Genomic DNA, 19,204 nt, shown 5'->3' with positions numbered 1-19,204 from the left:
CAACCTAAAAAAGCAAACATTCATGCATGCCATTCTTTCTCACCCAGCACTCATTGACTGTCGTCGTTTATTTTTACGTGACTATGAAATTTTTATCAATATTGGTGTTCATGATTTTGAGAAAAAAGCAGAGCAACGCGTCATTTTGAATGTGGATTTATATATTCCATTGGCTATGAATACGCCCACACATGATCAGCTTGATGAAGTGGTAGATTATGACTTCATGCGTGAAACCATTAAAGATAGGGCTTCTAAGGGTCATATCCATTTACAAGAAACATTTTGTGATGACATCGTTAGTGCAATGCTTTCCCATCCCAAAGTATTAGCCGCACGCGTTAGTACTGCTAAGCCAGATGTATACCCTGACTGTCACTCGGTTGGTGTTGAGGTGTTTCGTATCAAAAATTCTTGAGATATAAAAATTTAAAAGAACACAATTGTTATGGGCGATATTCGTAAAATTATTTTTGAAGAAAATAAGTTAGAGAAAAAGCTTTGTCGTCTAATGGGTCAAGCAATCGGCGACTTTGGCATGATTGAGCACGGCGATAAAGTAATGGTGTGCGTATCTGGTGGTAAGGATAGTTATGCCATGCTCGACATATTGATGAAATTGCGTGAGCGGGCACCAATCAATTTTGAAATCGTAGCAGTCAACTTAGATCAGAAGCAGCCTAATTTCCCAGCCGATATATTGCCCAATTATTTGAAGAGTTTGGGTATTCAGTATCACATTGAAGAGCAAGATACATACAGCATTGTGAAACGAGTAATCCCTGAAGGAAAAACTACTTGTGGTTTGTGTTCACGTTTGCGTCGCGGTATTTTGTATCGAGTGGCTGATGAATTGGGTGCCACAAAAATTGCATTAGGTCATCACCGCGATGATATTTTGGAAACCCTGATGCTTAATATGTTCTATGCAGGCAAGCTCAAGGGTATGCCGCCAAAGTTGCGATCTGATGATGGCAAACATATCGTCATTCGTCCTTTGGCGTATGTCCCTGAGAAGTTGTTAGAGCGATATGCGGGAGATATGAATTTTCCAATCATTCCATGTGATTTGTGTGGAAGTCAGCCCAATCTCCAACGTCAAGCGATGAAAGAAATGCTCCGTGATTGGGAAAAGAAGCATCCAGGCCGAGTAGAGAACTTATTTCGATCTATGCACCACATTGTTCCCTCCCATTTGATGGATGGAGAGGCGTTTGATTTCAAAAACTTGGAGATTTCCACTGAGCTAACAGGTATTGCCGCTAGATCATCTGGTGATAAAGCAATTGATGAGGCTGAATTGGACGAATTAGCCTGTGGAACCATCATTCAGGAGACTTATAATCCCCCTTTATGAATATCGTCATATTGGCTGCTGGACAAGGAAAGCGGATGAAATCTGCTCTTCCCAAAGTCCTTCAAACTCTGGCTGGCAAACCCCTGCTCCAGCATGTTCTAAATACGGCACTTTCTTTGCAAGATAAGAAATCCAAGATTGGCCCCGTTGTAGTGGTTGGACATGGTGCAGCAGATGTAAAGGCATTCATAGCAAATGTAGGTAATGAAGACGCAAGATTTGGCAAAGTTACAACTGCCCTGCAAGCTGAGCAAAAAGGAACGGGCCATGCACTTCTTCAGGCTTTGCCAAAATTAGATACTCAAGAGCCCACATTGGTTTTGTATGGGGATGTTCCTCTCACAACCAATAAGACGCTAGCGAAGTTAGCGAAACTGGCCGACGGGGCAAAGGGACAAGATTCCGCATTGGCATTGCTGACACAGAAGCTTGCTAATCCTACTGGTTATGGCCGCATCGTTCGAGATGCTGACGGTTCTGTAAAAGAGATAGTCGAAGAGAAAGATGCAACGCCGCTTCAAAAAGCCATTCAAGAAATCAACACTGGAATTATGGTGTTACCAACGAATTCTTTAAAAAAGTGGCTCAAGGCATTACGCGCTAGCAATGCGCAAGGCGAATACTACTTAACTGATGTGATTGCGATGGCCGTTAAAGATGGTGTGCCAATTCGAACAACACAGGCCGATGATGAATTCGAGACTGTGGGTGTGAATAGTCGCGATCAGCTCGCTGCTCTTGAGCGCATTTATCAACTTAACATTGCTAATCAATTAATGGATGCGGGTGTATCGCTTGCTGACCCTGCACGCATTGATGTGCGCGGTGTCTTAGAGTGTGGCACTGATGTGTCGATTGATGTTGGATGTGTATTTGAGGGATGTGTCACCTTAGGTAGCGGCGTCAAGATTGGACCATATTGCGTGATTCGTAATAGTGCAATTGGTAATGGGGTAGCAGTACATGCATTTAGTCATTTAGAGGGCGCAAAGGTTGGTAGTCAATCTGTTATTGGTCCTTATGCTCGACTGCGCCCTGGAGCAGACTTATTAAATGATGTTCATATTGGTAATTTTGTAGAAGTAAAGAACAGTAAGATTGCAGCCAATAGCAAGGCAAATCACTTGGCTTATGTCGGGGACTCGATTGTTGGATCTAGGGTGAACATTGGCGCCGGAACAATTACCTGCAACTATGATGGTGTGAATAAACATCAAACTATTATTGAAGATGATGTTTTTATTGGCTCGGATACACAGCTAGTTGCGCCTGTACGTGTAGGTCGTGGCGCTACCTTGGGTGCGGGCACTACCTTGACTAAAGATGCCCCAGCTAATCAGTTAACTGTATCTAGGGCAAAGCAAGTGTCACTCCAATGGCAGCGTCCCGTAAAGCAAGAAAAGAAAGTCACCAAAGAAGTGACAACTAAAAAAGTCGTTGTAAAAAAAATAGTGACAAAGAAAGCTGTAAAGAATACAGTCAAAAAAGCTGTAAAGGATAAAAAATAATGTGCGGTATTGTCGGTGCAGCTTCCCATAAAAACATTGTTGATGTCTTGGTCGAAGGTTTGCGCCGTCTAGAGTATCGCGGGTATGACTCTTGTGGTTTTGCAGTAATTAATGGCAATGATGCAGTTCATTCTATTGAAAGGGCTCGAACGACAGCTCGCGTCTCTGAGTTGGCTGAGCAAGGGAAAGATTTTGTTGGCACACTTGGCATTGCGCATACTCGTTGGGCAACCCATGGGAAGCCAGACACTCAAAATGCTCACCCACATATTTCCAATGCATTAATCGCAGTCGTTCATAACGGCATTATTGAAAACTACGAATTACTCCGCGCCGAATTAAAAGCCGCAGGCTACGAATTCACATCAGAAACCGATACTGAGGTAATTGCGCATTTGGTTCATCAGCAATATATTGCCAGCGGACAAAAAGATATCGCTGAGTCAGTAAGGGCAGTACTTCCTAAATTGCATGGCGCATATGCTATTGGTGTTATCGCTCAAGATAATCCAAGCACACTAGTTGGTGCACGCGTAGGGTCGCCCTTAGTAGTTGCCATTGGTGAGCATGAGCACTTTTTGGCATCCGATGCATTAGCGTTGGCTGGTCGCGCACATTCTATGATGTATTTGGAAGAGGGCGACGTTGCAGTCCTTAAGGCAGATACTTTAGAGATCATTGATCAAGCGGGCAACTCTATTCATAGAGAATTAAAGCCAATGCCCGCACAGGCTGACTCAGTTGATTTGGGTCCATATCAGCACTACATGCAAAAAGAAATTTTTGAGCAGCCTAGAGCAATTGGCGACACCCTTGCCAATATTGCCGAGTTTGGTCCAGAGTTGTTCAATGCAAAGCTGGAAGATTGGAATACATTCGATCAAATTTTGATTCTGGCTTGCGGAACAAGCTATTACTCTGCATGCGTAGCCAAATATTGGTTAGAGGATATTGCTGGTATTCCAACGCAGGTAGAAATTGCGAGTGAATATCGCTATCGCACTACTGTGCCTAATCCAAAAACTTTAATTGTGGTGGTTTCCCAGTCTGGCGAAACAGCGGATACTTTAGCTGCCTTACGCCATGCCAAGAGTTTGGGGCATCAGCGCACCCTAGCAATTTGTAATGTTGCAAGTAGTGCGATGGTTCGTGAAACAAACTGGCATTTCTTGACTAAGGCTGGCGCAGAAATTGGTGTTGCGTCAACAAAAGCGTTTACTACTCAACTCCTGGCCTTGTATATCTTGGCAGTATCGTTAGCAAAGCGTGCTGGCAGAATTTCTGTGGAAAAAGAAAAGGAATTGCTACGCGATTTACGTCACTTGCCTAAAGCATTGCATGCAGTTCTAGCGCTAGAGCCGCAGATTATTGCCTGGAGTGACGCTTTCGCAAAATGTGAAAATGCGCTGTTCTTAGGTCGCGGCTTACATTACCCAATTGCATTAGAGGGGGCTCTGAAGCTTAAAGAGATTTCTTATATTCATGCAGAGGCCTATCCAGCTGGGGAGTTAAAGCATGGACCGCTTGCACTAGTCACAGATAAGATGCCGGTGGTAACTGTGGCGCCTAAAGATGAGTTGCTTGAAAAGCTCAAATCCAATATGCAGGAAGTAAAAGCGCGTGGAGGAAAGCTTTATGTATTTGCCGATCAAGATACTCATATTTCAAGTGGTGAAGGCATTAATGTCATCAAGCTTCCAGAGCACTATGGCAATCTCTCACCCATTTTGCATGTAGTGCCATTGCAATTACTTGCGTATCACACGGCTTGTGCTCGTGGTACTGATGTTGATAAGCCTAGAAATCTTGCGAAAAGCGTCACTGTTGAATAATTTCTAGTGCGTTTGACAATCTTTCAAAGTTGTGGACAAAATTTAGTAGATAAATCAGGGCTTTACGAAGCTCAGATTACATTTTTGTGTTCAAATAACTCTTGTAAAAGAGGATATTTGTTGCAACTCATGTTTTTATCCAAACTTCAGTTTTTGCGTTTACATTTGCTCCCGCTCATATGTGTGGGGGCTCTATCGGCCTGCGCTGTAGGTCCTGACTTTAAGCAACCAGAAGCACCCAAGACCTCTTCTTATACAGAAACAACCTTATCCAAGAAGCTCACGCCTGCACCTGGTGTTCCTGGGGGAAGTGAGCAAGAATTTGTCGAGGGAGCTGATATTGAAGCGCAGTGGTGGGCGCTGTATAAATCTCCTGAGCTGGATGCGCTGATTAAAAAGGCGCTTGAGCAAAATCCTAATTTGGGAGCGGCAGACGCCGCATTGCGTGCAGCACAAGAAAATGTCAATGCACAAATTGGTAGTCAATATTTTCCAGCGATCGGCGTTGGCGCAAATGCTTTAAGACAAAAGCAGCCATCAGCAGTTTATGGTTTGAACTACGGCACTGATACATATAATCTTTATAACGCTACAGTTAATGTCACTTATAAGTTAGACGTTTTTGGCGGAGCGCGACGTGCGGTTGAAGGCTCTCGTGCACAAGCAGAAGTTGCGCAGTTTCAATTAGAAGGTGCCTATCTCTCTTTAACTGCCAATGTTGTAACCACTGCGGTTAAGGAAGCGGCTCTGCGTGCGCAGATGCAGGCCACAGAAGAAATTTTAAAAGCCCAGACCAATCTTGCTGAGGTAACTGAGAAGCAATTAGCGATTGGCACAGTCTCTAAAGTAGATGTGACTTCACAACGCACTTTGGTTTCAAGTTCTCAAGTAGATCTTTTTAACTACGAGAGAAATCTGGCTTTTGCGCGAAATCAGTTGGCTGTATTGGTCGGAGAAATTCCTAGTAATGCAAACATTGCTAAGTTTGATCTTGCAAATTTACATCTGCCTGAAAAATTACCGCTTTCAGTACCGTCTAGCTTAGTGCGTCAACGTCCAGATGTGCGGGCTGCCGAAGCTCAACTAAAAGCACAGAATGCATTTGTCGGTGTTGCAACTGCTAATTTATTGCCTCAATTTAATATTACTGGATCGATTGGTGCGGCTGCGTTGACATCTGCAAATTTGTTTGGACCAAACTCTTCTTTATGGACTTTAGGTGGCGGTATCTTGCAGCCCTTGTTTCAGGGCGGCGCATTATTGGCGCAACGCCGTGGCGCCATTGCAAATTATGAACAAGCTGCTTTCCAGTATCAGGCAACAGTCTTAAATGCATTTCAAGAGGTTGCGAATGCATTGCGTGCATTAGAGACTGGTGCTCAGGCGCTTAAGGCGGCATCAGATGCTGAGCGCTATGCTTACGAAACTTTAGATTTAGTGCAGCAGCAATACAAGTTGGGTACAGCTAGCTACCTGGCAGTGCTGTATTACCAAAACCAGTATCAACAAGCAAAAGTGAAATCTGTTGCGGCACAAGCAACTCGTTTCTCGGATACGGCGGCATTATTTGCAGCACTTGGTGGCGGCTGGTGGAATCGTGAAGGCCCCGCATTTAAACCAAAAGACATAGCGAACAAAGATCAAAATGAAACTTCTGGAAAAAATTAAAAACATTCTCGTCGCCATAGTGATTGGCTTGTGGGCCTGGCTGGGGCGTAAGGCAGTTGAGTGGAAATTGCGCGATAGGGCAATTGCTCTTTGGGTAAAAGTAAAGTCTTTTTGGGTGTGGGTAGGTCAAAAATGGCGCAACACTAAAGCACATCAAAAGCTTATGGCAATGGAGCCCATGAAGCGTCGTATGGTCATTATGCTCTGCGGAGTATTTTTGCTATTAGGTTTGATCTTTACATTTAATCAAGTAAAGACATTCATGATTAAGCATTTCATCTCCAGCATGGGCCTTCCGCCTGCAACTGTATCTACGATGGTGATTACTTCTTCTGAGTGGCAACCCAAGTTAACTAGTGTTGGTAACGTTAGGGCTTTCAGGGGCGTTGAGCTCAGTACAGAAATTGGTGGCTTAGTTCAGAGCGTACCCATCAAGTCTGGCCAGGATGTCAAAGAAGGCGAACTCCTTATTAAGCTTAATGATGCCTCTGATGTTGCGCAATTGAATTCATTAAAAGCGATGGCTGATTTGGCAAAGGTGATTAATGAGCGTGATAGACAACAGCTAGCTATTCAGGCAATTAGTAAGAACGTATTCGACACTAGTGCTGCCGATGCCAAATCTAAGCAAGCGCAAGTTGAACAACAGACGGCATTAGTGGCAAAGAAAAATCTCAAGGCACCATTTAGTGGGCGAGTTGGTATTGTGTCAATTAATCCAGGTCAGTTTGTAAATCCTGGCGATAAGTTGTTAACACTGCAAACATTGGACCCCATCTTTGTTGATTTTAATTTGCCGCAAAATAATGCCGAGCAAGTTCAAGTTGGACAAGAAGTGGTTGTTACAACGGATGCATTCAAGGACGCTAGCTTTACTGGCAAGATTACAGCCGTTAGTCCAAAAGTAGATACTAATACTCGAAATATTCAAGTAGAGGCTCGGCTTGCAAATCCCGACAAGAAAATTTTGCCGGGCATGTTTGCTAACGTGAATATTAATCTTGGTGATCAAGTCAAATATCTAACCTTGCCCCAAACTGCTGTTACATATAACCCATATGGCTCAACCGTATTTATTGCAAAGCCGACTGGTAAAAAGGATAAACAAGGAAATCCTGCTCTAGAGGCTCAGCAAGTATTTGTAACAACGGGATTAACTCGTGGTGATCAAGTTGCTATTCTGAAGGGCGTGGAAGAGGGTGCTACGGTAGTAACTAGTGGGCAGTTGAAGCTAAAGAATGGCACACCACTAATTATTAACAATAAGGTGCAGCCAGCAAATTCACCTAATCCAAAACCACAGGAATAAATAGCAGATGAATTGGACTGATATATTCATCCGCAGGCCGGTACTCTCCATGGTGGTGAGTGCTTTAGTGTTGATTTTTGGTCTAAAGGCAATAGGTTCTTTGCCTGTAAACCAGTATCCACAGACGCAAAATGCGATTGTGACGATTACGACTGCCTACTATGGTGCAGACCCAGAAACGATCGCAGGTTTTATTACGCAGCCTTTAGAAGCCTCTGTGGCTCAAGCTCAAGGTATTGATTACTTATCCTCAACAAGCGTGAGTGGTGTATCGACTATTACTGCCACACTAAAGTTGAATTACGACTCGAATGCGGCTTTGACGCAAATTCAAACGCAAATAAGCGCGGTTAAAAACCAGTTACCACCCCAAGCTCAACAGCCAATTTTGACTGTGCAAGTAGGTCAATCAACTGCTGCGATGTATATGGGTTTTTATAGCGATGAGATTCCTAATAACGCAATTACAGATTATTTATTGCGCGTTGTAAAACCAAAGCTGGATTCCGTTGAGGGTGTGCAAAACGCAGAAATTACTGGGGGACGCAAATTTGCGTTGCGTGCTTGGCTTGATCGAGAAAAGATGGCTGGATTGGGCGTTGGTGCAGATGATGTTTACAGTGCTATGTCTGCGAATAATTACCTTTCTGCCGTGGGAAGTACCAAAGGCGATATGGTATCGGTGGATTTAGTAGCGGGCACTGATTTGCATACGTTAGAAGAATTCCGCAAATTAGTTATAAAAAAAGATGGCGTAAATATTGTTTACTTAGACCAAGTGGCCAATGTCACACTTGGCTCCGAGGACTACAACACCAATGTTGCTTTTAGTGGCAAACGTTCTGTATTTATCGCTATCAAGGTTGCGCCTCAAGCAAACTTATTGGACGTAGCTCAACGAGTCCGAAATGTGGTTCCTGAAATTCAGAAACAATTGCCAATTGGGATGACTGGCAAGATTGTTTATGACTCTACGCAATTTATCACCAGCTCTATCGATGAAGTGATTTCAACTTTGTTGGAAGCCCTCGTGATTGTGACGATCGTAATTTATCTCTTCTTGGGAAGTGTTCGCGCAGTTGCAGTGCCAGTCATAGCAATGCCTTTGTCTCTCATTGGCACATTTTTCTTAATGCAGGTATTGGGCTATTCAATTAATTTATTGACATTGTTGGCACTTGTCTTGGCAATTGGATTGGTGGTCGACGACGCAATTATTGTGGTGGAAAACGTTGATAGGCACATGAAAGAAGGAAAGTCTCCGCTCGAGGCATCCTTAATTGCCGCCCGTGAATTAGGCGGCCCTATTTTGGCAATGACCGTAGTGCTGATCGCTGTATATATCCCGATTGGATTTCAGGGTGGTTTGACGGGCGCACTCTTTACTGAGTTTGCGTTTACTCTCGCTAGTGCAGTCGCTGTATCAGGGTTGATTGCTTTAACTCTCTCCCCCATGATGTGCTCACGTATTTTTACCGAAGAACAAGAGGCATCTTCATTTGTTCATAAGATCGATCAGGTCTTTGACAAAGTCCACCACAGTTACCAAAGTACCTTACGAGATTTATTAAGTACTTGGCAGGTCATTATCGTAATGGGCTTTATTTTGTTGGGGGGAGTTGCGTATTTATATGCCACCGCTAAGTCAGAGTTGGCGCCAACAGAAGACCAAGGCATTGTTCTGATGCAAGCATCAGGTCCGCCTAACAGCACTGTTACCCAAATGCAGACTTATGCAGATCAAATTTATGCCATTGCAGCTGCTGAACCAGAATACGAACAGGCCTTTCAGATTACAAGCCCAACATCTAGTTTCGGCGGCATCTTGCTAAAGGACTGGGGTGAGCGTAATCGTAATGCAACCAAGTTCCAAGAAGATATGCAGCAAAAGTGGAACACCATTGCTGGTGCTCGCGTTGCTGCATTCCAGTTCCCTGCTTTGCCGGGAGCACAAGGTTTGCCAGTGCAGGTTGTGATCAATACAACGGAATCTTATGCGCAGCTAAATGAAGTATCTCAAGCAGTTCTTGATAAAGCACGTCGTAGTGGCAACTTCTTTTTTGTGGATTCTGATTTGAAAATCGATAAACCTCAAGACGTATTGGAAATCGATCGGGAGAAAGTGGCGGCCTTAGGTATGACTCAACAACAAGTCGGTGCCGCTTTATCGGCAGCGCTAGGCGGTGGATATGTAAATTACTTCTCTGTGGCAGGACGTTCTTACCGAGTCATTCCGCAAGTTAAGCAGGTTGATCGCTTAAACCCAGATCAAATCTTGGATTACTACATTCGTACTCCGAGTGGCGCTATGGTTCAAGCGCGGACTATTGCAACTATCAAACAAAGAGTTGTACCGCAATCAATTAATCACTTTCAGCAATTGAACTCCGCAACGATTTCTGGCGTGAGTACTCCATTTATTTCGCAGGCCGATTTATTGGAGTTTATGCGTCAGTCTTTAAAAGAAGTGGCGCCTAATGGCTACAGTATGGACTACGCTGGTCCCTCGCGCCAGTTTATGGCGGAGTCCGGAGGATTCTTAGTGACCATGTTCTTTGCTATTTTGATTGTGTTCTTGGTTCTTGCTGCGCAGTTCGAAAGTTTCCGTGATCCGATTGTGATTTTGGTTTCTGTGCCACTGGCTTTATTCGGTGCCTTGATTTTTATTAATCTAGGATTTACTACATTGAATGTGTATACCCAGGTTGGATTGGTTACGCTGATGGGATTAATTAGTAAACACGGTATTTTGATTGTTGAATTCGCCAATGAATTGCAGGAGGCTGGCCGTTCAAAACTGGACGCCATCATTGAGGCTAGTAGCGTGCGTTTACGCCCTATTTTGATGACAACAGCCGCTATGGTCTTAGGCGTTTTACCTTTGGTGATCGCATCTGGCGCAGGTGCTGCTGGGCGAAAATCAATGGGTATAGTGATTTTCACTGGCCTATCAATTGGAACCTTATTTACGCTCTTTGTTGTACCAGCGATGTATCTATTTATCGGGGCTGATCACCACGCTAAGAAGTTCAAGCAGGAATAATCTTATTAATACCGAACTTATTTAACGATATTCAATTCTTTGTCGGCAAACTCGCTAAAGAGAGTTTCAGCTCTTAACTGCTTTAACCAGCGCTCAACATTTTTTAGTTCGCTGCGAGAACCAGTTTTTTCTGGAAAGGTATCGTTTAGTAAAACCCAGCGATGAACGCCTAGAGCAACCACGATATCGCCAATATTAAATTGATTGCCTGAACAATAGTCTTGCGAAGATAGGATCTGATCTAGCAAGCCAAGGGTTTGGTTTGTAGCTTGATAGCCTTTGTATATGGCATCGTAATTTCGATCTTTTTCGGGTGTTCTAGTTAGCCCTAGAAAGGCAGTGCGCAATGGAGGCCAAAGGGTTGCAAGTTGCCAATCCATCATTTTTTCAGAGCTGTATTGAGCTGCGACACCTTTTGGAAAGCGTTCAGCTTTGTCGTACTGCGAAACCAAGTAACGCATGATGGTGTTGGATTCCCAGAGGATTAGGTCTCCATCTTCTAATGTGGGAACAAGCCCATTTGGGTTCATCTTCAGAAACTCAGGTGTATTGTTGATTCCAAAGTGAAGGCCTGCATCTACACGTTCAAAGTCTTTGCCTTCTTCAAGCCCAAGCTCCGCAAGGCACCACAATACTTTTTGAACGTTGATAGAACTTTTGCGACCCCATAAACGCATCATGATTTTTTCCTGTGAAGGTTATTCAGATTGGCTGGTTTTAGTTTCTGCGAAATCAAGGCCAACAAATTTGCTGCGCGCAAAAATGAGAGGATCTCGCTCTGGGTGATTCTTTAAGTTGATGACTTTAGCAACAATGATGTTGTGATCTCCGCCAGTGTGAACACAAACGGTTTCACATTCGTAATAAGCAACGCAATCATCTATTTGTGTGAGCCCACTTGTTGCAATCTTATGGCTTATGCCATTGAATTGATTTACCTTGACTGTGGCGAAATGCATTGCTAAATGCTCTTGAGAACGTTCAAGAACATGAATTAATTGTTTTTTACCAAGCTCAACCCAGGGCATTAGGCGTGAATGCTTTTTTAAACTCCAGAGAATTAATGGTGGCTCTAGAGAAACTGTATTGAAGGAGCTAATAGTAATGCCGTGAGGATTTCCATCTTCATCAAGGCAGGTGATAACAGTGACCCCAGTGGCAAATGATGAAAAACCTTTGCGCAGCTCTTGAGAAGTAAATGGGGTCATCAGACTCTGCTTACTTGGCTTCAGGTTTTGCTGTAGCTTCTATCGTGGTGCCAGGAATAGGGATGAGAATTTCGTTTTCCTCTGCTTTTACGCATTTGAAACGATATTCTTTGCCGGCTTTGGATAAGAAGCTAGCACCTACATAAAAATCATCTCTACAGGTCTTGGTGGCGAAATCCATCACATCCTGAGGGGATGCGCTTGAGGTGATCAGGCGCATATTGCCCATAGACATATTAATTTGGGTGGAGTAGCAGCCAGATAGCGCTAAGCCAGAAATCGTGGTTAATAGTAGAATTTTTTTCATGGAAACCTCCATAATCAGCAATGCTCGTTAGGATAAACCTATTAAGCGATTGTTGCGGGGAAATCCCTCGCTCTAAAAGGAAGAGACATGTTTAAAGCAATATTGGTGAATAAAGATGATCAGGGATATCGTGCCGAATTAGCCCAAGTAGACGAGGCTAGGCTCCCAGAGGGTGATGTTCGTGTAAAAGTGTTGTATTCGACTCTGAACTATAAGGATGGTCTGGCCATTACAGGCAAAGGTCCAGTGGTACGTAGCTTCCCTATGGTCCCCGGGATTGATTTTGCTGGTGAGGTACTTGAAAGCACCAATCCTGATTTCAAGGCCGGTGATATGGTTCTTCTCAACGGCTGGGGAGTCGGCGAAGGTCATTGGGGTGGTTTAGGACAGCAGGCTCGAGTGAAGGGTGACTGGTTGATTCCGCTCCCCAAAGGCTTTACTGCTAAACAAGCACTAGCTATTGGTACTGCAGGCTATACCGCTATGCTGTGTGTCATGGCCTTGCAGAAACATGGTCTCAAGCCAAGTGATGGCGAAGTTTTAGTAACTGGTGCAGCAGGTGGGGTTGGCAGCTTTGCTATTTCACTGCTGAGTAAATTGGGCTTCACAGTTGTGGCTAGTACGGGGCGTATGGCAGAAGCTGATTACTTGAAGAAATTGGGCGCATCCGAAGTAATAGATCGTGCGACTTTATCAGCTCCTGGTAAGCCGTTGGCAAAAGAGCGTTGGGCAGCAGTGGTTGATAGTGTGGGCAGTCATACTTTGGCTAACGCATGTGCGCAGACTAAGAGTGATGGTGCGGTTGCTGCCTGCGGGCTGGCTCAAGGTATGGATTTTCCCTCTACTGTTGCGCCATTCATTTTGCGTGGTGTGACCTTGTATGGCATCAATAGTGTGACTGTTCCTCGTGCAAAAAGAATTGCCGCATATGAACAATTGAGTCAGTTGGTTGATTTGAAAACCTTAGACGAAATCTCTCATGAAATTACGCTTGAGGATTCGATTAAGTACGCACAAGAGTTAATGGCTGGAAATGTGCGTGGACGATTAATTGTCGACGTTAATAAATAAAGATTAGATTTTCTGTGGTGCTTGAGATTTGCGACTAGGTAATAGAGACCAGATCTCAAGTTTCTCAGGATTGGTTAAGTCTGACCAATTAGCAATTTCACTCAAGGTACGATAACAACCTCGACAGTAACCATTTTCGGGATTGATATCACACCAATTAATGCATGGTGATGGAACTGTTGTCAAAGTAAACCTAGTAGAAAAGATAAAAGAAATCTCGTTAAATATGAACACTCAAAACCAATTCAGTGCCAAAGCTGAAGTCTATTATCCATTAGGAGACTTACTTCCGGAAGTGGGGGGCAGTCTTGAGGTCGCTCCAGGCGTTCGTTGGCTCAGAATGCGATTGCCTTTCGCTCTTGATCACATCAATTTGTGGTTATTGCGCGATGAAATTGATGGTGTAGCAGGCTGGACAATTGTTGACTGCGGCATAGCTAATGACGAGACAAGGGCATCTTGGGAGCAGGTATTTGCAACGCAGCTTGAGGGTATGCCGATCTTGCGAGTGATTGTCACCCATATGCATCCCGATCATGTAGGTTTATCACAATGGTTATGCGAAAGGTGGAATGTGCCTTTGTGGATTTCTATGACAGATTACTTAACTGCACAATGGTTAAGTTGCAAAGAGGGTGGTGCTGCGGTTGGATCGCGAGCTGGTGGCGGTGGCTCAGCAGATCACTTTCAGCGGCATGGTTTAACGGCACCTGAAGATTTGGAAAAAATTCGTGCTCGCTCAAATTACTATAGCAATATGGTTCCGGGCGTGCCACGTCGATATCGTCGCATTATGGACGGTGAGTCGATTTTGATCGGTGGGCGCGAATGGAAAGTGATCATGGGCTATGGGCATGCACCTGAGCACGCCTCTCTTTTTTGCAAAGAGCTTGGTGTCCTCATCTCAGGAGACATGCTTTTACCCCGTATATCAACTAATGTGAGCGTCTTTGATGTTGATCCTGATGCAGATCCGCTGGGTTTATATTTAGACTCTATTGAAAAGTATTTGGCCTTGCCTGAAGATGCCTTAGTTTTACCCTCGCACGGCAAGCCATTTACTGGGATCAAGCTGCGTATTGCGCAATTGAAAGCACATCATGTTGATCGTTTGACGGACACATTGGGTGCCTGCAAAAAACCGGCACATGCTAGAGAGATTGTGCCGGTTTTATTTAAACGTGAATTAGATATTCATCAACTCACATTTGCGATGGGGGAAGCTATTGCTCATCTGAATTACCTACTTCGTCGAGGTAAGTTGCGTCGCCAGCTTTGCGACGACGGCGTGTTGCGGTTTTCCGAGGTTTAGCACTAGTAGTCTTAGTTTCGGATTCTTGGTTAGATCCGGTAGCGGCTGCTCCTGCCGCTGAGACAGCATCACCAAAAGATTTAAGGGCCATCATGGTGGCGTGTTGAACCTCAAGACCTTGAATAGTTGATTTGAGGATATTGAGGTTTAGATTCAGCCAGTTTTCAACGCTTTTAAGGTCTTTAATGCGTTTTTCTAACTCATCCACGTCAAGACCAGGAAAGGCTGATCCGAAGCCGCCAGCCGCCTTAGTGGCATCTGTCGTGAAGGGAAATTGTCCCGCTTGACCTGCGGCACCTTGTCCCCACATGGTTTTAAACATTTCTAGGCTTTGATTGAATTCTGGAATGGTTCCAAACATAAGGGGCTCCGAGGTAAATAAAAAGTAGCTTTTCCAATAGAATAAGGGATTCTAGAGATTAATCCCGGTTTAACAATGCAATCTAATGGTTTTTCCCAGCCCTACACCCGAGGTCAGGAGCTTCCCGAGCTGTTGAGGCGGCGCATTTTGATTTTGGATGGCGCAATGGGAACCATGATTCAGCAGTACAAGTTAACTGAAGCTGATTATCGTGGCTTACCGACAAATACCCGTTTTGAAGATCATCCTGGGGATGTCAAGGGCAATAACGAGTTATTGGTCTTAACTCGACCTGAAATTATTAGCAAGATCCACGAACAGTACTTGGATGCTGGCGCAGACATTATTGAAACAAATACTTTTGGTGCAACATCGGTTGCGCAAGAAGATTACAGCATGGCTGGCCTTGCTCGAGAGATGAATGAAGTTTCTGCAAGACTTGCTCGTGCAGCTTGTGAAAAATACAGCACTCCTGAGAAGCCTCGTTTTGCTGCGGGAGCAATTGGACCAACGCCAAAGACTGCTAGTATTTCACCAGACGTTAATGATCCAGGTGCGCGTAATGTAACGTTTGATGCATTACGTGCTTCGTATCGTGAGCAGATCGAGGGTTTGTTTGCTGGTGGAGTAGATTTATTTTTAGTTGAAACTATTTTCGATACGCTCAATGCAAAAGCTGCACTCTTTGCGCTTGATGAGTTCTTTGAAGAGACGGGCGAACGTCTGCCAGTCATGATTTCTGGAACTGTGACTGACGCATCAGGGCGTATTCTGTCTGGTCAAACTGTCGAAGCATTTTGGAATAGCTTACGTCATATCAAGCCCCTTACCTTTGGCCTAAACTGCGCGCTCGGTGCTGCGTTGATGCGTCCGTATATCGCTGAGCTTGCAAGGATTTGCGATGCAGCAGTCTCTTGCTATCCAAACGCAGGATTGCCTAATCCAATGAGTGATACGGGCTTTGATGAGACGCCCGAAATTACCTCGAGCTTGGTCGATGGATTTGCTAAGGATGGTTTGGTGAATTTGGTTGGCGGCTGCTGCGGTACTACGCCAGATCATATTCGTGCGATAGCAAATGCTGTTGCAAAGCGTAAGCCCCGTGCTTTTTATCGTGAGAATGATGAGGTCTCAGCATGAACCAAGTCGATAAAAAAGCAATGCCTACAATGAAGCTTTCAGGTCTCGAGCCATTTAATGTTACTGCTGATGTTGGTTTTGTGAATATTGGTGAACGCACCAATGTCACAGGCTCTAAAGCATTTGCACGCATGATTTTGAATAATCAATTTGATGAAGCACTCGCTGTGGCTCGTCAACAAGTTGAGAACGGCGCTCAAGTAATTGATATCAATATGGATGAGGCGATGCTGGATTCTGAGGCGGCTATGACTCGCTTCTTAAATTTAATTGCATCCGAACCTGATATTGCACGCGTTCCGATCATGATTGATTCATCTAAGTGGAGCGTCATCGAAGCGGGATTGAAGTGTATTCAGGGCAAACCCATCGTCAACTCAATTTCTTTAAAAGAGGGTGAAGAGCCTTTTAGAAAGCAAGCGCGTTTAATACGTCGTTATGGTGCTGCATCTGTAGTGATGGCTTTTGATGAAATTGGACAAGCCGATACTTTTAAACGTAAGACAGAGATTTGTCAGCGTTGCTATGACATTTTGGTGAATGAAATTGGCTTTCCAGCTGAAGACATTATTTTTGACCCAAATATTTTTGCGATTGCCACTGGCATTGAAGAGCACGATAACTATGCAGTAGATTTTATTAATGCCACGCGATGGATTAAAGAAAATTTACCGGGCGCTAAGGTAAGTGGTGGTGTTTCCAATGTGAGCTTCTCCTTCCGCGGCAATGATCGGGTTCGTGAGGCTATTCATACGGTGTTCTTGTATCACGCCATACAGGCTGGTATGGATATGGGTATTGTGAATGCAGGGCAATTGGGTGTTTATGCTGACCTTGATCCTGAGCTACGTGAGCGCGTAGAAGATGTGGTTCTGAATCGCTTTAAAGAGAAGGATGGCAAAACACCAACAGAACGCTTATTGGATATTGCTGATCAATTTAAGGGTGGTGGCGCTAAGCAGGTTGAGAATCTAGCTTGGCGTGAGGCACCAGTGCGCGAGCGACTTACGCATGCTCTTGTGCATGGAATTACTACTTTCATTGAAGAAGATACCGAAGAATTGCGCGTTGAAATTATGGGCGCGGGTGGTAGGCCAATTGAGGTAATTGAAGGTCCTCTTATGGATGGTATGAACGTTGTCGGCGATTTATTTGGTGCCGGCAAAATGTTTTTACCGCAAGTAGTCAAAAGTGCGCGTGTGATGAAGCAAGCCGTTGCAATTTTGATTCCATATATTGAAGAAGAAAAGCGCCAACACATTGCTGCTGGTGGCGAGGCCAAAGCCAAAGGCAAAATTGTGATGGCCACCGTGAAGGGCGACGTTCATGATATTGGAAAAAATATCGTGACAGTTGTTCTGCAATGTAATAACTTTGAAGTAGCCAACATGGGTGTAATGGTTCCTTGCGCAGAGATTCTGAAGCATGCCAAGGAAGAGAATGCTGACATTGTTGGCTTATCTGGTTTAATTACACCGTCTCTGGAAGAGATGACCTATGTTGCGCAAGAGATGCAGCGCGATGATTATTTCCGTGAACGTCAAATACCGCTCATGATTGGTGGCGCTACCACCTCCCGTGTGCATACTGCTGTAAAGATTGCCCCACACTATGATGGCCCAGTCGTCTATGTGCCAGATGCATCTCGATCAGTTTCTGTTGCTTCTAGTCTTTTATCGGATGAGAGCGCCAAAAAGTTTATTCAAGATTTGCGCGATGATTACGCGCGGATTCGCGAGCAACATGCCAACAAAAAAGCGGTTCCAACTATTTCTTTAGAGGCGGCCCGCAAAAATCGTGAGATGCTAGATTGGTCATCATACGTACCCGAGAAGCCAAAGTTTATTGGGCGCCGTGTATTTAAAAACTTTGCACTCAGTGATATTGCTAAATATATCGACTGGACACCTTTCTTTCAGACTTGGGACTTAGCAGGAAAATTTCCAGCGATCTTGGATGATGAGGTTGTGGGAATTGAGGCTCGCAAGGTATACGAGGATGCTCAAATGTTGCTCAATAAACTCATTCAGGGGCAATGGTTACAGGCAGATGCCGTAGTTGCTTTTTATCCTGCAAACACTATTGGTGACGATATTGTTTTGTATAGCGATGAATCTCGTGAGCATCCTTTATTTGTTTGGCATAACTTGCGTCAACAATCTGAGCGACCAGTTGTTGATGGTGTGCGAAGACCCAATCGTTGCTTAGCCGATTATGTTGCGCCTAAAGATTCTGGTGTCGCTGATTACCTTGGTTGTTTTGCAGTTACAACAGGCCATGGTCTTGAAAAGAAGGTGGCGGAGTTTCAGGCAAAGCACGATGACTATAGCGCCATTATGTTGAAGGCCTTAGCAGATCGTTTGGCAGAAGCTTTTGCTGAATTGATGCACCATCGAGTGCGTACTGACTTATGGGGCTACGCAACTGATGAGATTTTGACTAATGATCAAATGATTAACGAAGAGTATCGTGGAATTCGTCCGGCGCCTGGATACCCAGCTTGCCCTGCGCATGAGGTTAAGGAAGATTTATTGCGCGTGATTGGTTCTGAAGATATTGGGATGACTCTGACAGAGTCGATGGCAATGAATCCAGCATCTAGCGTAAGCGGCTTCTATTTGGCACATCCAGATGCGCGTTACTTTAATGTAGGCAAACTCTCAGATGATCAGGTTGAGGATCTAGCAAAACGCCGAGGCCAGACCGTAGAGGATACTCGTCGCCAGTTAGCGAGTTTATTGGATTAAACGCCCCACATTACGGGTTCATCCTTGGCTTTAGCTTGTTTCATGAGCTCAAGAAATGGATAGGCGCGCTGACCAAGGCGATCGGCTAGTTTAGGCTTTTCAGTACCATTCTCAGAGTCTTCATTAACCTTTGCCCGCTCCTCGAGGTCTTTAAGAATGGCAGTCTCTAGAGCGGTGATCAAACCAGGGAGTTGTTCAACTGTGAGGATGCCCCGAGGCTCAAGGGGGCGCCCCAAAATATCGAAAATTCGTTTGGTCAGATCCGCAAGCATGATGACATCCGGACCAGCTTTCGAGCGAAATTGATAGATCATTTCGATAGCTTACCACCTGATAAACTC

General features: G+C 44.5%; 17 protein-coding genes. 11 read left to right on the top strand and 6 right to left on the bottom strand.

The annotated features are described in order from the left end of the window. Positions 1–22: 22 nt before the first annotated feature. The 7 genes from FD973_RS10590 (at position 23) to FD973_RS10560 (ending at position 10,717) form a co-directional block, all read left to right on the top strand. Positions 23–418 (top strand): dihydroneopterin aldolase, encoded by a 396-nt coding sequence (locus FD973_RS10590; protein ID WP_215323589.1) that lies wholly within the window; start codon positions 23–25, stop codon positions 416–418. Positions 419–448: 30 nt separating this feature from the next. After that, positions 449–1,357: a tRNA 2-thiocytidine(32) synthetase TtcA gene (gene ttcA / locus FD973_RS10585; protein ID WP_215323588.1), complete on the top strand. Its 909-nt coding sequence runs from the start codon at positions 449–451 to the stop codon at positions 1,355–1,357. Further along, on the top strand, positions 1,354–2,865 hold the full coding sequence (gene glmU, locus FD973_RS10580) for a bifunctional UDP-N-acetylglucosamine diphosphorylase/glucosamine-1-phosphate N-acetyltransferase GlmU (protein WP_215323587.1): 1,512 nt from the start codon (positions 1,354–1,356) through the stop codon (positions 2,863–2,865). Before ttcA ends, glmU begins: the two co-directional genes overlap by 4 nt. Then, complete coding sequence (glmS, locus tag FD973_RS10575) at positions 2,865–4,697, top strand: glutamine--fructose-6-phosphate transaminase (isomerizing) (protein WP_215323586.1); 1,833 nt, start codon at positions 2,865–2,867, stop codon at positions 4,695–4,697. The genes glmU and glmS overlap by 1 nt, the downstream gene beginning before the upstream one ends. A 129-nt stretch (positions 4,698–4,826) precedes the next feature. Continuing rightward, on the top strand, positions 4,827–6,365 hold the full coding sequence (locus FD973_RS10570; protein ID WP_215323585.1) for an efflux transporter outer membrane subunit: 1,539 nt from the start codon (positions 4,827–4,829) through the stop codon (positions 6,363–6,365). Positions 6,366–6,534: 169 nt separating this feature from the next. Continuing rightward, complete coding sequence (locus tag FD973_RS10565; RefSeq protein ID WP_371816892.1) at positions 6,535–7,674, top strand: efflux RND transporter periplasmic adaptor subunit; 1,140 nt, start codon at positions 6,535–6,537, stop codon at positions 7,672–7,674. Between the two features lie 7 nt (positions 7,675–7,681). Next, the gene (locus FD973_RS10560) at positions 7,682–10,717 is read left to right on the top strand and encodes an efflux RND transporter permease subunit (RefSeq protein ID WP_215323584.1); all 3,036 of its coding nucleotides are present in this window, start codon (positions 7,682–7,684) and stop codon (positions 10,715–10,717) included. 17 nt (positions 10,718–10,734) lie between these two features. Here the strand turns inward: FD973_RS10560 and FD973_RS10555 are convergent, their stop codons facing one another. From FD973_RS10555 to FD973_RS10545, 3 genes are read right to left on the bottom strand one after another with little or no spacing between them, the layout of a single operon-like run. Then, positions 10,735–11,397 carry a glutathione S-transferase family protein gene (locus tag FD973_RS10555; protein ID WP_215323583.1) on the bottom strand — a complete coding sequence of 221 codons (663 nt, stop codon included), beginning with the start codon at positions 11,395–11,397 and terminating at the stop codon, positions 10,735–10,737. Between the two features lie 18 nt (positions 11,398–11,415). Continuing rightward, complete coding sequence (locus FD973_RS10550) at positions 11,416–11,925, bottom strand: flavin reductase family protein (RefSeq protein ID WP_215323582.1); 510 nt, start codon at positions 11,923–11,925, stop codon at positions 11,416–11,418. A gap of 10 nt (positions 11,926–11,935) precedes the next feature. Continuing rightward, positions 11,936–12,232 carry a hypothetical protein gene (locus FD973_RS10545; RefSeq protein WP_215323581.1) on the bottom strand — a complete coding sequence of 99 codons (297 nt, stop codon included), beginning with the start codon at positions 12,230–12,232 and terminating at the stop codon, positions 11,936–11,938. Positions 12,233–12,319: 87 nt separating this feature from the next. Here FD973_RS10545 and FD973_RS10540 point away from each other — a divergent pair, with 87 nt between their 5' ends. Beyond that, a complete protein-coding gene (locus FD973_RS10540) occupies positions 12,320–13,303 on the top strand; it encodes an MDR family oxidoreductase (protein WP_215323580.1) in 984 nt (327 codons plus the stop codon). 3 nt (positions 13,304–13,306) lie between these two features. Here FD973_RS10540 and FD973_RS10535 read toward each other — a convergent pair whose 3' ends face one another. Further along, positions 13,307–13,537, bottom strand: a complete 231-nt coding sequence (locus FD973_RS10535) for a DUF1289 domain-containing protein (protein WP_251368780.1) — start codon at positions 13,535–13,537, stop codon at positions 13,307–13,309. On the opposite strand from FD973_RS10535, the gene FD973_RS10530 reads away from it, so the two are divergent. After that, positions 13,530–14,615 carry an MBL fold metallo-hydrolase gene (locus FD973_RS10530; RefSeq protein ID WP_215323578.1) on the top strand — a complete coding sequence of 362 codons (1,086 nt, stop codon included), beginning with the start codon at positions 13,530–13,532 and terminating at the stop codon, positions 14,613–14,615. The genes FD973_RS10535 and FD973_RS10530 overlap by 8 nt on opposite strands. Here the strand turns inward: FD973_RS10530 and FD973_RS10525 are convergent. Continuing rightward, a complete protein-coding gene (locus FD973_RS10525; RefSeq protein ID WP_215323577.1) occupies positions 14,527–14,976 on the bottom strand; it encodes a PhaM family polyhydroxyalkanoate granule multifunctional regulatory protein in 450 nt (149 codons plus the stop codon). The two genes, FD973_RS10530 and FD973_RS10525, sit on opposite strands and share 89 nt — an antisense overlap. 75 nt (positions 14,977–15,051) lie before the next feature. On the opposite strand from FD973_RS10525, the gene FD973_RS10520 reads away from it, so the two are divergent. Both FD973_RS10520 and metH read left to right on the top strand, forming a co-directional pair. Continuing rightward, entirely contained in the window at positions 15,052–16,116 is a 1,065-nt protein-coding gene (locus FD973_RS10520; RefSeq protein WP_215323576.1) for a homocysteine S-methyltransferase family protein, read from the top strand. Further along, positions 16,113–18,863 (top strand): methionine synthase, encoded by a 2,751-nt coding sequence (metH, locus tag FD973_RS10515; RefSeq protein ID WP_215323575.1) that lies wholly within the window; start codon positions 16,113–16,115, stop codon positions 18,861–18,863. Before FD973_RS10520 ends, metH begins: the two co-directional genes overlap by 4 nt. Here the strand turns inward: metH and FD973_RS10510 are convergent. Beyond that, positions 18,860–19,177: a DUF1840 domain-containing protein gene (locus FD973_RS10510; protein WP_215323574.1), complete on the bottom strand. Its 318-nt coding sequence runs from the start codon at positions 19,175–19,177 to the stop codon at positions 18,860–18,862. The two genes, metH and FD973_RS10510, sit on opposite strands and share 4 nt — an antisense overlap. Positions 19,178–19,204 lie beyond the last annotated feature (27 nt).

Source organism: Polynucleobacter sp. MWH-Braz-FAM2G, from assembly GCF_018687635.1.
Taxonomy (GTDB): domain Bacteria; phylum Pseudomonadota; class Gammaproteobacteria; order Burkholderiales; family Burkholderiaceae; genus Polynucleobacter.
Note: the sequence above shows the minus strand (reverse complement) of the source record. Positions and strands in the feature narration are given on the sequence as shown.

Bases quoted from the DNA above. Each gene is read 5' to 3' on its own strand.
- metH (WP_215323575.1), top strand. From the start codon at position 16,113: ATGAACCAAGTCGATAAAAAAGCAATGCCTACAATGAAGCTTTCAGGT.
- FD973_RS10565 (WP_371816892.1), top strand. From the start codon at position 6,535: ATGGAGCCCATGAAGCGTCGTATGGTCATTATGCTCTGCGGAGTATTT.
- FD973_RS10570 (WP_215323585.1), top strand. From the start codon at position 4,827: ATGTTTTTATCCAAACTTCAGTTTTTGCGTTTACATTTGCTCCCGCTC.
- glmU (WP_215323587.1), top strand. From the start codon at position 1,354: ATGAATATCGTCATATTGGCTGCTGGACAAGGAAAGCGGATGAAATCT.
- FD973_RS10525 (WP_215323577.1), bottom strand. From the start codon at position 14,976: ATGTTTGGAACCATTCCAGAATTCAATCAAAGCCTAGAAATGTTTAAA.
- glmS (WP_215323586.1), top strand. From the start codon at position 2,865: ATGTGCGGTATTGTCGGTGCAGCTTCCCATAAAAACATTGTTGATGTC.
- FD973_RS10510 (WP_215323574.1), bottom strand. From the start codon at position 19,177: ATGATCTATCAATTTCGCTCGAAAGCTGGTCCGGATGTCATCATGCTT.
- FD973_RS10530 (WP_215323578.1), top strand. From the start codon at position 13,530: ATGAACACTCAAAACCAATTCAGTGCCAAAGCTGAAGTCTATTATCCA.
- FD973_RS10540 (WP_215323580.1), top strand. From the start codon at position 12,320: ATGTTTAAAGCAATATTGGTGAATAAAGATGATCAGGGATATCGTGCC.
- FD973_RS10545 (WP_215323581.1), bottom strand. From the start codon at position 12,232: ATGAAAAAAATTCTACTATTAACCACGATTTCTGGCTTAGCGCTATCT.
- FD973_RS10550 (WP_215323582.1), bottom strand. From the start codon at position 11,925: ATGACCCCATTTACTTCTCAAGAGCTGCGCAAAGGTTTTTCATCATTT.
- FD973_RS10560 (WP_215323584.1), top strand. From the start codon at position 7,682: ATGAATTGGACTGATATATTCATCCGCAGGCCGGTACTCTCCATGGTG.
- FD973_RS10590 (WP_215323589.1), top strand. From the start codon at position 23: ATGCATGCCATTCTTTCTCACCCAGCACTCATTGACTGTCGTCGTTTA.
- ttcA (WP_215323588.1), top strand. From the start codon at position 449: ATGGGCGATATTCGTAAAATTATTTTTGAAGAAAATAAGTTAGAGAAA.
- FD973_RS10555 (WP_215323583.1), bottom strand. From the start codon at position 11,397: ATGATGCGTTTATGGGGTCGCAAAAGTTCTATCAACGTTCAAAAAGTA.
- FD973_RS10520 (WP_215323576.1), top strand. From the start codon at position 15,052: ATGCAATCTAATGGTTTTTCCCAGCCCTACACCCGAGGTCAGGAGCTT.